Consider the following 13642-nt stretch of genomic DNA (forward strand, 5'->3'; position numbering starts at 1 on the left):
GTATTTACACTGACCATATTCTGAACATATTGTGTATGTTGAGTTCACGGGGCTGACTGTAGATGAATCTTTTATGACCGGGGTGCGATCAGTTGCGAGGCAGGGAAGTATGGGGCGGTTCGATTTCGGGCCGCCATTCCGTGCGTTTTGGCGCTGTGTCCGGACCGGTCGCCGCAGGGTGGGCAATCCAACACCAGCCTGTCGCGGCAAGGGATTTCGACGGTTGACCGTCAATCTCATCACAACAAATCGGCAGGGGGTGGCGGGCGCCTTGTAAGGTGCCGGAAGCTTGCTCGAATGTCTGGCCAACCCCGTCATGCGGCTTTGCGCCGAGATGGGTGGCGGCCGCCTGCCGTTACAAAACATAGGGCATTTTGAATATGCCTACTATCCAGAGTTCCTTAATCGAAAACATCATTGTTTTGATTCGGACCAAGATAAGGTAGAGCACATGTGTGGTATTGTTTGTGTTCTTGGCAGCGAATCAGTGGCCATGCCGCTGGTGGATGCGCTGCGAAGACTGGAATATCGGGGGTATGATTCCGCCGGTATTGCAACCCTGGAGGGCGGAGCCATCGTCCGCCGGCGCGCCGAGGGCAAGCTGGTCAATCTGGAAGCCAAGCTCGGTCGGGCACCGCTTAGCGGTACCAGCGGTATCGGCCATACCCGTTGGGCGACTCACGGCAGGCCTACTGAAGACAATGCCCATCCGCATGCAACCGAGCGGGTGGCCGTCGTTCACAACGGCATCATCGAGAATTTCCGCGAATTGCGCGACGAATTAAGGGCCGATGGCGCCAGCTTCCAGTCGGAAACCGATTCCGAGGTCATCGCGCATTTCGTCACGCGAGAGCTGGAAAAGGGCCTTACGCCGATCGAGGCCGTGCAGGCATGCCTCAAGCGTATTCGCGGTGCCTTCTCGCTCGGATTCCTGTTCGCGGGGGAGGATGATCTCATCATCGGTGCCCGGCTTGGGCCGCCACTGGCGGTCGGCTATGGCAATGGGGCGATGTTCCTGGGATCGGACGCTATTGCTCTCGGTCCACTGACCAATACTTTCGCTTATCTTGAAGACGGCGATAGCGTCGTGATCACCCGCTCTACCGCGACTATCTACGATGCGGGGTTCAATCAAGTCGATCGCCCCATCCAGAAGGCAGAGATTTCGGCGGCCATCGTCGAAAAGGGCAATTATCGCCACTTCATGGCCAAGGAGATCCATGAGCAGCCGGAGGTGATTTCCCACACCCTGGCTTCGCTGATCGACATGACCAGCGAAACCGTTCGTCTGCCGGACCTGCCTTTCGATTGGAAGAACCTTAGCCGCCTTACCATCTCGGCTTGCGGCACGGCATCCTTCGCCGGACAGGTGGCGAAATACTGGTTCGAGCGCTATGCGCGCCTGCCGGTCGAGGTCGACATCGCTTCCGAGTTCCGCTACCGCGAAGCGCCGCTCGAAAAGGGCGGATTGTCGCTCTTCGTCTCGCAGTCGGGCGAGACGGCCGATACAATGGCAGCGCTGCGCTATTGCCAGGAGCATGGCCAGCACACGCTTGCCGTCGTCAACGTGCCGACCTCCACGATGTCGCGCGAGGCGGACGCCATGGTGCGCACGCTTGCCGGCCCTGAGATCGGCGTTGCCTCCACCAAGGCCTTCACCTGCCAGTTGGCGGTGCTTGCCTGCCTGGCGATCGGTGCGGGCAAGGCCCGCGGCACGCTGACCGTCGAGGCAGAAAAGGAGCTGGTGCGGGCGTTGATCGAAGCGCCGCGCCTGATGACGGAGGCGCTCCGGCTTGATCATGAGATCGAGGCCTGCGCGCGCGACCTCACCAAGGTCAAGGATGTGCTTTATCTCGGCCGTGGCACCAGTTACCCGCTCGCCCTGGAGGGTGCGCTGAAACTCAAGGAAATCAGCTACATCCATGCGGAAGGCTATGCCGCTGGTGAGCTCAAGCACGGCCCGATCGCCCTCATCGACGAGAGCATGCCCGTGGTGGTCATCGCTCCCTTCGATGCGATCTTCGAGAAGACCGTCTCGAACATGCAGGAGGTTGCCGCCCGTGGTGGTCGCATCATCCTGATCACCGATGAGAAAGGCGCCGAGGCCGCTTCGCTTTCCGGTGCAAGGACGATCGTGATGCCGGCAATGCCGGAAGTGGTTTCGCCCCTGGTCTATTCGGTGCCGATCCAGCTGCTCGCCTATCACACAGCGGCGCTCGTCGGGGCGGATGTCGATCAGCCGCGCAATCTCGCCAAGAGCGTGACGGTGGAATAGGCACCGGATCGCCGAAGCGCCCTGCGATTTGACGGCATTACCTGGAATCGCAAGGGCGCTTTAGCCAATCCGTTGGATTGGCTAGGAAACAAAGCGTTGGAGCAGACGGGCGTTCAGCCATGAACGCGCCTTGCTCTGTGAGATTGCAGCATCGGGCCGGAACCGAGCCTCAAGACGGCAACTGGGCCGGCCCGATGCTGGTGCAAGCGGCGCAAGTAACGCGGAAACAATAATTGAGGCTCTGCAGTCAGGATGCTGCAGCCATGCCTCGAAAGCTCGGGGTTATCACATGAGTCGCAAATATTTCGGCACGGACGGGATCCGTGGCCTGGCCAATAGTGTCATTACGCCAGAACTGGCGATGAAGGTCGGCATGGCGGCCGGCCTTGCCTTCCAGCGCGGCGAACATCGCCACCGGGTGGTGATCGGCAAGGATACCCGACTGTCGGGCTATATGATCGAGAACGCCCTGGTAACAGGCTTCACCGCCGTGGGCGTCGACGTGATGCTGCTGGGCCCGATGCCGACGCCCGCCGTGGCGATGCTCACCAATTCACTGCGGTGCGACATCGGCGTGATGATCTCGGCCTCGCACAATCCCTATGAAGATAATGGCATCAAGCTGTTCGGCCCCGACGGCTTCAAGCTGTCGGACGAGACCGAGCGCGCCATCGAGGCCCTGATCGATACCAATCTGTCGTCGCGGCTGGCCGGTTCGCGCGATCTCGGCCGCGCGCGGCGCATCGACGACGTGCATGCCCGCTACATTGAATTCGCCAAGCGCACCTTGCCGCGCGGGCTGCGTCTCGACGGCCTCAGGGTCGTGCTCGACTGCGCCAACGGCGCCGCCTACAAGGTCGCGCCCGAGGCACTTTGGGAACTCGGCGCAGATGTGATTACCATCGGTGTCGAGCCGGATGGTTTCAACATCAACCGCGATGTCGGCTCGACCGCTCCGAGGGCACTCGCCCAGAAAGTGCGGGATCTGCGTGCCGATATCGGCATCGCCCTCGATGGCGATGCCGACCGCGTCCTCATGGTCGACGAGAAGGGGCGGGTCATCGACGGCGACCAATTGATGGCGGTGGTTGCCTCCGACTGGAAGGAAGAAGGCAAGCTGACACAGCCCGGCATCGTCGCCACGGTGATGTCCAATCTCGGCCTGGAACGCTATCTCGGCGGGCTCGGCCTGCAACTCGAACGCACCGCGGTGGGCGATCGCTACGTGCTCGAACGCATGCGGGCGCAGGGCTACAATGTCGGAGGCGAGCAGTCGGGCCACATCATCCTGTCGGATTTCGCTACCACCGGCGATGGTCTGGTCGCCGCCCTGCAAGTGCTGGCGGTGCTCAAGAAGACCGATCGCCCGGTCAGCGAAGTCTGCCATCGCTTCGATCCGCTGCCCCAGATCCTCAAGAATGTACGGATCCGCCGCCGCAAGGTGCTGGATGATCCCAAGGTGGCCAGTGTGATCGAGGGCGCGCGCAAGCAGCTCGGGGATGGCGGCCGCCTGGTCATCCGCCCCTCCGGCACCGAACCGGTGATTCGCGTCATGGCCGAGGCCGACGACCGCGCCAACGTCGAAACGGCCGTGGACGAGGTGATCGACGCCATCACAAAGGCGGCGGCGTGAGGTTTTGGTGGCCGGGTCCCGGGACCCGACCACCAAAGATCGCGATCAGGTTGCACAGCGTGGCAATTCAACCTTGCATGAACGCAAAGCTGGATTGCTTCGTTGCTTCCGCAAGGACGGTCGCCATTCAACCTCTCAACCGGCGAATTTGCGGATGAGCGAGACGAGCTGCGGCTCGTCGATCAGCAAGGCGGCGTCTTCGGGCGAGAGCCATTTGCGCAGGCGTTGGGCTTCTTCGGGCCAGCTTTCAAGTTCGTTCTCGACCTTCAATGGATAGACGTCGACCTCGACCATGCCAAAATGGCTCTTGAAGCGCTTCCAATAGCGGTATTGGCCGATAGGCTTGCGCTTGATCTTGCCGAGGATCCCGGCTTCCTCCAGCGCTTCGCGCTCCGCCCATTTCCAGGTCTTGGGGCCTTCGGCCCAGCCCTTCGGGATGATGAAACGACGGGTCTGGCGCGAAGTGAGCACCAGCACCTCGATGCCGCCGCCCTTGCGCCGGCGAAAAGGCAGGGCCGCGACCTGACGGAGCGCAGCGCCGCTCGTCAGTGACTTCTGGTCCCTGGCCTTGATCTTCGCCATTGCCCGCCGTTCCCGCTCAGGCGCCGTGCTTGCGGATGGCGGCCGAGATCTGCGCCAGGCCTTGCTTCAGTTCTTCCTCGAGCGGATAGGCAAAGCCGATGCGCAGATGGTTGCGCGGCATCTCGAACCAGTGCCCGGGCCCGCCATAGGTTCCGAAGCTTTCCAGCAGGTCCTTGTAGAAGGCATCGAAGTCGAAACCGGGCGGATGGCGGAAGCGCGGAAAGCAGACCACGCCTCCCTTGGGTTCGACCCATTCGAGCTTGGGATCGCCCGCGATCCACTCGCGCATGATGGCAAGGCGATCGGCGATCAAGCCCGCCTGCTCCCTGAGGAAGGGGCCGCGCCGTTCGAGCACGCTGCCGGCGATCCATTCGTCCACCACGCTTCCGCAGATGCCGATCTGCTCCTTGGCGGCAAGGAAACGCTCCTGCAGTTCGGCGTCGCGCGTGATGATCCAGCCCACGCGAATGCCGGGCACGCCGTAGGCTTTGGAAAGCGAGGAGACGCTGATGGCGCTCGGGCTGAGCGAGGCCGCCACCGGCAGGACCCCACCATGACTGAGGTCGCGATAGGTTTCGTCGACCAGCAGCTTGCAGCCGGCCTGCTCGACCAGGGCGACCAGCCCGTCGAGATCGGCCCGGCTGAGCATGGTTCCGGTTGGATTATGCGGGCAGGTCACGCTGACATAGCGGGTTTCTGGCCTCATGGCCTCCGCAACCTTGACGAGATCGAGCGCGAAGCCGGTCTCGAAATCGAGATCGACACAGGTGATCGCGCAGCCGATGGCGCGGGGCGTCTCGATATTGGTGGCGTAATTGGGCCTGACCACCACGAGATGGTCGCTCGGCGACAGTAGCGTGGTGGCGATGATGAAGAGGGCGCCGGCCGCGCCCGCCGTCACAAGCACGTCGTCGGGCGAGAGGCCTTCATCCTGCGAGGCGATCAGCCGGCGCAGACGCTCCTCGCCACGATGTTCGCCGTAGAACAGCGTGAGATCGGGAATATCGAGGCCGAAATCGGAGAGTTTTCTGTCACGGACCGAGCTCTCGGAGAGGTTGTAGCGGATACGGTCATAGCCATATTCCTCCGGCGCCTCCTTCTCGATCACCATGCGGGCATATTTCATTGCTGTTTTTTCCCACTCAGGATTTCGACGCGAAGCGGGCGAGCGCATCGAGGGTGGCGTCGACTTCGGCCATGCTGGTGTAGTGCGACAGGCCGAGACGGGCGACGCCGCCGCTCTCGCGCAGGCCGAGGGCGCCCGACGCCTCATGGGCATAGAAATCACCGGCCCAGCCGAAGATGTTGCCGGCGGCGAGATGCGCCATGGTTGCCTGCGGTGTCCGGCCTTCCAGGCGAAAGCTGAAGGTCGGCACGCGGGCATCGAGCCGGTTGCGGCTGGCAACGCCGAAGAGCTTGAGTCCTTCGATATCGGCAAGGCCAGCCAGGAAACGGTCCATCAGCTCCGCCTCATAGGCGGTGGCGGCCTCCAGGCCGGCGACGATCCGGGTCCGGAGCGGCTCACTTGCCTGCGTCCCGCCGAAAGCCTCGCCGAGCCAGGCCATATGCTCGATGGCAGCCTGCGTGCCGGCGAGGGCCTCGAAGGAGGGCGTGCCCGGGGCGAGGCGCCAGGGCATGTCCATGGCGGCGGGTCGGACCTTGAGCGGGACCAGCCTGTCGCGCAGCTCGGCGCGCACATAGAGCACCCCGGCATGCGGACCGAAGAATTTGTAGGCCGAGCAGGCGAGCAGGTCGCAGCCGATCGCCTGCACGTCGACCGGAATGTGCGGGGCGGATTGCACTGCGTCGACCATGGTCACGGCGCCGACCGCCTTGCCGGCGGCGACGATGCGGGCGACGTCGTTGATGGTGCCGAACATGTTGCTGGCGTGGTTGCAAGCCACCAGCCGGGTGCGCGGCCCGATCAGCCGGTCGAGCGCCTCGTAGCGATATTCGAAGGTCTCGGGATCGAAATCGAGCCAGCGCACGGTGACGCCGCGCTCCTCGGCGGCGATCAGCCAGGGGCCGACATTGCCGTCATGGTCCATGCGGGTGAGGACGATTTCGTCGCCGGCTCGCCAGTCGCGTGCGATCATGCGTGAGAAATGGAAGAGCAATGAGGTGCTGTTCAGCCCGTACACGATCTCGTCGGCCGCCGCGCCGAGCAGGGCCGCGGCCGCTTGGTAGGCCCCTGCGAGGATGCGATCGCTGTCCTGCGAGGTGCGGAAGGGACCGCCTTCGTTGGCGCAGCTGTCGACCAGCACGCGCGTCATTGCGTCAACGACCCGGTGGGGGACCTGCGAGCCGCCGGGCGCGTCGAGATAGATGCGCGGCTTGCCGTCGTCGCGGAGGGAAAGCGCCGGGAAGGCGGAGCGAACGGCTTCGATGTCCCAAATGCTTGTGGTCATGGTCAAATCCTTTCCGGCCAACGTCAGCGGCTGGCGCGTAGGCTGGGCGTCTGCGTGGACAGGCAGGCGAGCACCTGCACATGCAGAGCGGGCGTGGCGCTGGCGGCGATGGCCTGGCGGCCGGAGCGGATGGTCAGTTCCTCGCCCTGCCAGGTGCTGATGGCGCCGCCGGCATTGCGGATGATCGGGGCAAGCGCGCAATAGTCGAAAGCGTCGAGCCCGCCATCGGTGCTGATGTCGAGCGCGCCATCGGCCACGCGGCCATAGGCATGGCAGCCGCCGCCATAGACGCACCAGCGGGTCTGGCCGCGCAGGTCCTGGAACGCGGCCTGTTCTGCCGTGTCGAAGGGCTCGGGATTGCCATTGGCCAGGATCGCGTTGTTCAACTCGGTGCAGGCGCGCGTGCGAATGGGCCTGCCGTTCAGCGTGCTGGGAACACCGTCGGCGCCGATCCAGCGTTCATGGGTGACGGGATTGTCGATCACGCCGAGCACCGGCACGCCGCGATAAGCGAGGGCGACCAGGGTGCCGAAAGTCGGGATGCCGGTGATGAAGGCCTTGGTGCCGTCGATGGGATCGATCACCCAGACCCATTCGGCGTCGAGGTCGGCCGATTCGAATTCCTCGCCGAGAATGCCGTGTCCAGGATAGTGCCGCGCGATCTGCTCGCGCAGCCGGGCCTCCACCCGGCGATCGATCTCGGTGACCGGGCTGGCATCGTCCTTGGTGAGGAATTCGCGCTGATTGGCGAGGGCCTCGCGGATGATGGCGCCGCTGGCATCGGCAAGAGAATCGGCAAAAGCGGCGAAGGCTTCGAGGTCAGGTCGTTGCATGGGAGCTTTCGGCAAGGTTGGTACGCGATTGGACGAGGGGGCGCCTATGCCGGCTCAGCCGGTGCTCGAGAGCACGCAGGGCCGAGGTGAGGACATAGGTGATGACGAGGTAGATCAATGCGGCGGTGATGAAGAGCTCATAAGGGGCGAAGGTGCGCGCCACGATGGTGTTGGCGACGCCGGTGAGCTCCATCACGGTGATGGTGCTGGCGAGGGAGGTAGACTTCAGCATGCTGACGACCTCGTTGCCATAGGCCGGCAAGGCAAGGCGGAAGGCATGCGGCAGGATGATGGTGCGATAGGCAAGGGCGGTCGACATGCCGCAGGCCCGTGCCGCCTCGATCTCGCCGGCCGGCACGGCCTGGATGGCGCCGCGCAAGATATAGGCGGTATAGGCCGCGGTGTTCAGGCTGAAGGTCAGAATGGCGCAGACCGAAGCCTGGCGCAGATAGGGCCAGAGGGCGCTGTCGCGCACCACATCGAACTGGGCGAGGCCGTAATAGACCAGGAAAATCTGGACCAGCAGCGGCGTGCCCCGGAAGAAATAAATGTAACAATGCAGGATCAGGCGCACCACGCCGTTGCCGTTGATGCGCAGGATCGCCACCGGAATGGCGATGAGCATGCCGCAGGCGAGGGAAGCGGCCAGGAGCTGCAGCGTGATTGCCGTGCCCTTGAGCAGGGCCGGCAAGCTTTCGAGCATGAGATCGAGGTTCATTGCGCGAGCTTCCTTTCGCCGCGCGCGGCCCAGCGCTCGAGGGCGTCCACCGCCGAGGTGTTGACAATGGTCAGGATGAGATAGGCGATGGCGGCGATCACGTAGAAGCGGAAGGGGTCGCCCGCCACGGAGGTCGCCATCGAACTGACGCGCATGATCTCCTCCAGGCCGACGATCGAGATCAGCGAGGTGTCCTTGATCAGCGAGATCCAGTTGTTGCCGAGACCCGGCAGGGCGTAGCGCCACATCAGGGGCAGGCGGATATGGATGAAACTGGTCAGGGACGACATGCCGAAGGCCTGGGCGGCCTCGACCTCGCCTTTCGGGAGGGCCAGGAAGGCACCGCGCAGCACCTCCGAGGCATAGCCGCCGAAGACGAGGCTGAGCGCGAAGACGCCCGCCGGCAAAGCCGGGATCTCGACATAGGCGGCATCGGGCCGAATGGTCTTCATCAGGGCCGTCAGCGCGACGGTGCCGCCGAAATAGACGATCAGGATGATCAGGAGTTCGGGTGTGCCGCGCACGACCACGGCAAAGCCCCGGCCGAGGCCGCGCAGGAAGGCGTTCGAGGACAGTTGCGCCAGCGCGCCCAGCATGGCCCAGACGAAGCCGAGCAGCAGCGAGAGCACGGCGACCTCGATGGTCACCAGCAAGCCGAAGGCGATCTGCGTCCCCCAGCCCAAGAAGAAGTCCATGGCCAACACGCTCCGACAGCGGGGTTGGAAGAGAAGCCAGCGCAGCTGACGGCGAGGCGTTTGGGGTTGCTCGCGGTTCGTGCCCCGTCATCCCCGGCGCCACCGGAGGTGGCCCCTTCCCACGGCCTATGGCCGTGCCGGGAATGACAGAACATGTGCCTGCCAGCGCTGCCCTACTGGGTTGCGGCCGGCAGCACGCTGAACGACCAGTATTTGTCGTTGATGGCCTTGAAGGCGCCGTCGGCGAACATGGCCTTCAGGGCGCCGTCCACCTCGTCTCGCAGCTTGGTATCGTCCTTCCTCAGGCCGATGCCGACACCGGGCCCGAAGAATTCCACGTCGTTGATCTCGGGCCCGACAAAGGCGTAGTCCTTGCCGCGCGGCTTATCGAGGAAGTCCTGGGCGAGCTTGATCGGCCCGGCAAACACCAGGTCGACGCGCTTGGAGGTGAGATCCAGCAGCATGTTGTCGACGGTGTCGTAGAGCACGATGTCCGCATCGGGAAACTTGTCGCGCATGTATTTCTCATAGGTCGAGGAGCGCTGGATGGCGATCGCCTTGCCCTTGATCCCGTCCGGATTGGCCTTGCCGTCAGCCGTCAGCGGCGCAAGGCTGGACCCCTTGGCCGCGATGAAGCGGGCGGTGGAGGAACGGTAGGGCAGGCTGAACTCGATGCTCTTCTTGCGCTCGTCGGTGATCGACATGCTGGCAGCCAGCATGTCGAACTTGCCGGCCATCAGCGCGGGGATCAGCGAGTCGAAAGGCTGGCAGACGAAACTGATATCCGCACCGACGCGCTTGCCCACTTCTTTGGCGACGTCGACATCAAAGCCCTGCAGGGTGCCGCTGGCGTCCTTGAAGTTGAAGGGCGGATAGGTGCACTCGCTGCCCACCCGCAACTCCCGGGCCTGGGCCATGGAAGTCAACGAGGCCAGGCAAGCCAGTGAGGTCACTGCACTGGCAGCCAGAAGGATGGCGATTTTCTTCATGGAATTCCCCTCCATTGTTCTTGAAGCTCTGGATTCACAGCACGCGCTGCAGAAAGGCGCGGCAGCGCTCGGATTTCGAAGCGCCGAACACCTGGGCCGGCGGGCCGCGTTCCTCGATCACGCCCTTGTGCAGGAAGACCACCTCGGCCGAGATCTCGCGGGCGAAGGCCATTTCGTGGGTGACCACGATCATGGTGCGGCCTTCCTCGGCCAGGGTACGCATGACGCCCAGCACCTCGCCGACCAGTTCGGGATCGAGGGCCGAGGTCGGTTCGTCAAACAGCATCAGCCTCGGCTCCATGGCGAGGGCCCGCGCGATGGCGACGCGCTGCTGCTGGCCGCCCGAAATATGGGCTGGGTAGTGCGAGCGCTTCTCCCATAGACCCACCTTGGCGAGATAGGCTTCGCCGCGCTCCTGGGCCTCGCGCCGGGACAGGCCGAGCACCTTGATCGGCGCGATGGTGACGTTCTCCAGCACCGTGAGCTGGCTCCAGAGATTGAAGTTCTGGAACACCATGCCCATACGGCTGCGCAGGCGGTTGATCTGCCTGGCATTCAGCTTGGTGCGGTCCCCGCGCCGGTCGAGCGTGATCTCCTCGCCCTCCACGGCGATGGAGCCGGCGCTTGGAATCTCCAGGAGGTTCATGCAGCGCAGGAAGGTGCTCTTGCCCGAACCGGAAGCGCCTATCATGCTGATGACGTCATGCGTACGAGCCGTCAGGTCGACGCCGCTCAGCACCTCAAGAGTGCCGAAACTCTTGCGAATACCCGTCGCGCGAAGCACGACTTGTTCTTGATTCCCCATGGAATTTCCCGTGCTGTGGCGCGGTGGTGTTTGCACGAGATTGGGCGACTAAGCGGTCGTGCCCAAGAGCCAATTTCCAGTGGTGATACAGTCCAATTCAACCGCGGGAGCGAAGCATCAGCCAAGCTCTTCGATGGCATGGGCGAGGATTTCGGCGTAGCGACGGATGCGCTTGACCGGATTGTTGCCGAAGCCGAGCACGAAACCCTGCCGCTTCAGCGCGCTGCGGCAATAGCGCGAGAGGGGCGGGCAATCCATCTCGTGATCGAGCAGTCGCTTCGAGACGGCGCGGTCGTCGAAGGGCCGATGGGAGCGGATGGTGAGGTGGAGTCCAGCCCTGACGTCGGGAACGATGAAATCGCCACCGAGCCGGTCGCGCAGGCCCTCCGCCAGCGCCCCCGCTCTTTCGCGATAGATCGCCCGCATGCGCCGCAGATGCGACGCCAGGTGGCCCGAGCTCATGAATTCGGCGACCAGGGCCTGGTCGGGCAGCGGGGCATAGAAGGAGAAAATGCGCTGGGCCAGCTTGAAGGCCTCGATCAACTCCGGCGGGGCAATCAGATAGGCAAGCCTCAGCCCTGGTGCCAGCACCCGGTTGAAGGAACTGGTATAGATCACACGGCCGGAATGGCCGGCATAGAGCGGTGGGACGGGAGCACCCGACCAGCGGATCTCGCTATTGAAATCATCCTCCAGGATCCAGCCGTCTTCAGCCACGGCCCAGTCGAGGAGAGCCTGTCGGCGCGGCGCGGACATGGTGCAGCCGAAGGGGAACTGCTCGACCGGCGAGACGATGGCAAGCCGCGCCGGCAGGCTGGAACTGGTGACGGCGGCGATGTCGAAGCCTTCGTCATCGACGGGGATGGGCTCGACCTTCAGGCCGCAGGCCGTCAGCGTCGCGAGCTGGGTGACGTGGCCGGGGTCTTCCAGCAGCACGCGGTCACCCTGGTTCAGCAGCACATGGGCGGCCATGGCGGCCGCCTGTACCGTGCTGGAGAAGATGACGACCTGCTCGGGGCGGCAGACGATGCCGCGTGTTTCCTCCAGATAGGCGGCGATCTGCCGGCCGAGCGGCAGCGTCGCCCGGGCATAGTCGTAGCCCGTATGCGAGGCGGCATGAGCGCGCCAGTGCTGCCCGGCAAGGCGTGCGAAAACCTCGTAGGGAAATTCGTTGAGGGCGGGAATACCAGGACTGAGGCCGAACCGCTCTCGGCGTTCGGGTGGCACGTCGAGGGCGAGCAGGGCTTCGGCATGGGCGGAGGGGCGGGCAGGGCGTCGCTTGCCGACAGGTTCCATGATCGGTGGGCGCGGCAGGTGATCTTCCGGAAAGACCTGTTCCACGAAGGTGCCGGAACCGACGCGCTTCTGCAGATAACCTTCCGTCGCCAGTTTCTCATAGGCCAACACCACCGTGCTGCGGGAGATGGCGAGTTCGTCCGACAGCATGCGGCTCGGCGGCAGGCGTGCGCCGCGGGGGATCCGTCCGTCGGCGATCAATCCACGCAACTGGGCGAAAAGCTGCTGGTAGAGGGGGATGGCGGAGCCGCGCTCGAAGGAAATCAGGTTCCAGGCAGGATAGTTGAAGACTTCCATCGGCTTCCCAGCGGCGTGATCGTCCGGCCGGCCAGGCGGCTGCCTCGCGACGGCAGCGATCGGGCGTCGCTTCCCGGCCCGTTCTTCGTCGCCATACCTGTGATTACACGTTCAGCGACGCCGCGGCCATATCGTTCATCCGATGCGTTGTCGCACTGCGTGTCTCACCAGGCGATCGGCCGTCCATCGAAGGCCTGGAAACTGCCACTGTCGGCCAATGTGGCCCGCTCAATCAGACCCTGCAGGGCCGCCGCGCTGTCCGATACCGGAATTTCGGCTTCGATGCCGCCCATATCGGTTCGTACCCAGCCGGGATGGAGGGCAAGTACGGTGATGCAATCGGGCTTGAGGTCGTGGGCCAGCTTGGCCGTCGCCATGTTGAGCGCTGCCTTGGAGCAGCGATAGGCATAGTCGCCGTCATCATCGCCGATCATGCCTTCGGCGATGGATCCGGCGCGGCTCGAAATATTGGCGATGATCCGGCCGCCTCCCGCCCGCAGGTTCGGCAGGAGCGCCCGCGCCACCAACAGGGGCGCGAGGGCATTGACACGCATCACCTCGATGAAATCGTCGGCGTCGAGCGTGGCGAGGCCATCGACGTCGCCGCGGATGCCGGCATTGTTGATCATGAGGTCGAGCGGGGTGCCGGCGAGGCCGGCGGCAAGCTCGGCTATCGAGGCCGGGCTGGCGACATCGAGCCGGCGCCATTCGAGGCCATTTTCGTCAGGGGGCGGCGTGTCGGCGCGGGTGCAGGCAATCACCCGCCAGCCCGCGCCGGCATAGTGCCGGGCCAAGGCCAACCCAAGGCCACGCGACGCGCCGGTAATCAGCACCGTGCCGGGCGTAGGGGTTCGTTCTGGTGTGCTGTCGAATTCACGCATCTTGATCATGCCGAGTGGAGCGCGGGAGTCCCTCCCCGGTTTCGGGGAGGGTGGACCGGCCAAGCCGGGCCGGGTGGGGTAGGGTGGCGCGACCATACTTTTTCCGGCCCGCCCGCATCGCGCGCCCCCTTCCGTCGCTGCACCGCATTGATGACAGGAACATCTTCGTCTTCGAAGATATTCCGGACTTCCCCGAAGTCGGGGAAGGATACCCGCGCTCTATCCCGACA

At 64.2% G+C, this 13642-nt stretch carries 12 protein-coding genes; 2 read left to right on the forward strand and 10 right to left on the reverse strand.

Annotated elements, in window-relative coordinates; genetic code table 11:
• Positions 1–451: 451 nt before the first annotated feature.
• Together glmS and glmM are read left to right on the forward strand one after the other, a co-directional pair.
• Entirely contained in the window at positions 452–2275 is a 1824-nt protein-coding gene (gene glmS / locus AB4037_RS19640) for a glutamine--fructose-6-phosphate transaminase (isomerizing) (protein ID WP_434955218.1), read from the forward strand.
• Between the two features lie 289 nt (positions 2276–2564).
• On the forward strand, positions 2565–3908 hold the full coding sequence (gene glmM, locus AB4037_RS19645; RefSeq protein WP_434955219.1) for a phosphoglucosamine mutase: 1344 nt from the start codon (positions 2565–2567) through the stop codon (positions 3906–3908).
• A gap of 135 nt (positions 3909–4043) precedes the next feature.
• Here glmM and AB4037_RS19650 read toward each other — a convergent pair whose 3' ends face one another.
• From AB4037_RS19650 to AB4037_RS19695, 10 genes are all read right to left on the reverse strand, one after another.
• Positions 4044–4490, reverse strand: a complete 447-nt coding sequence (locus tag AB4037_RS19650; RefSeq protein WP_441772663.1) for an NUDIX hydrolase — start codon at positions 4488–4490, stop codon at positions 4044–4046.
• Positions 4491–4506: 16 nt separating this feature from the next.
• A complete protein-coding gene (locus AB4037_RS19655) occupies positions 4507–5616 on the reverse strand; it encodes an aminotransferase class I/II-fold pyridoxal phosphate-dependent enzyme (protein ID WP_441772664.1) in 1110 nt (369 codons plus the stop codon).
• 16 nt (positions 5617–5632) lie between these two features.
• Positions 5633–6898 (reverse strand): cysteine desulfurase-like protein, encoded by a 1266-nt coding sequence (locus AB4037_RS19660; RefSeq protein WP_441772665.1) that lies wholly within the window; start codon positions 6896–6898, stop codon positions 5633–5635.
• 23 nt (positions 6899–6921) lie between these two features.
• The gene (locus tag AB4037_RS19665; RefSeq protein WP_434955223.1) at positions 6922–7731 is read right to left on the reverse strand and encodes an inositol monophosphatase family protein; all 810 of its coding nucleotides are present in this window, start codon (positions 7729–7731) and stop codon (positions 6922–6924) included.
• Positions 7718–8449 (reverse strand): ABC transporter permease, encoded by a 732-nt coding sequence (locus tag AB4037_RS19670; RefSeq protein ID WP_434955224.1) that lies wholly within the window; start codon positions 8447–8449, stop codon positions 7718–7720. Before AB4037_RS19670 ends, AB4037_RS19665 begins: the two co-directional genes overlap by 14 nt.
• Entirely contained in the window at positions 8446–9144 is a 699-nt protein-coding gene (locus AB4037_RS19675; protein ID WP_441772666.1) for an ABC transporter permease, read from the reverse strand. Before AB4037_RS19675 ends, AB4037_RS19670 begins: the two co-directional genes overlap by 4 nt.
• Before the next feature lie 173 nt (positions 9145–9317).
• Positions 9318–10133: a transporter substrate-binding domain-containing protein gene (locus tag AB4037_RS19680; protein WP_434955226.1), complete on the reverse strand. Its 816-nt coding sequence runs from the start codon at positions 10131–10133 to the stop codon at positions 9318–9320.
• 34 nt (positions 10134–10167) lie between these two features.
• Positions 10168–10938 (reverse strand): ABC transporter ATP-binding protein, encoded by a 771-nt coding sequence (locus AB4037_RS19685; protein ID WP_434955227.1) that lies wholly within the window; start codon positions 10936–10938, stop codon positions 10168–10170.
• Between the two features lie 117 nt (positions 10939–11055).
• The gene (gene pdxR, locus AB4037_RS19690; RefSeq protein WP_441772667.1) at positions 11056–12531 is read right to left on the reverse strand and encodes a MocR-like pyridoxine biosynthesis transcription factor PdxR; all 1476 of its coding nucleotides are present in this window, start codon (positions 12529–12531) and stop codon (positions 11056–11058) included.
• Between the two features lie 164 nt (positions 12532–12695).
• Entirely contained in the window at positions 12696–13364 is a 669-nt protein-coding gene (locus AB4037_RS19695) for an SDR family oxidoreductase (RefSeq protein ID WP_441772845.1), read from the reverse strand.
• Positions 13365–13642 lie beyond the last annotated feature (278 nt).

It is taken from the genome of Labrys sp. KB_33_2, assembly GCF_052114505.1.
Classification (GTDB): Bacteria; Pseudomonadota; Alphaproteobacteria; order Rhizobiales; family Labraceae; genus Labrys.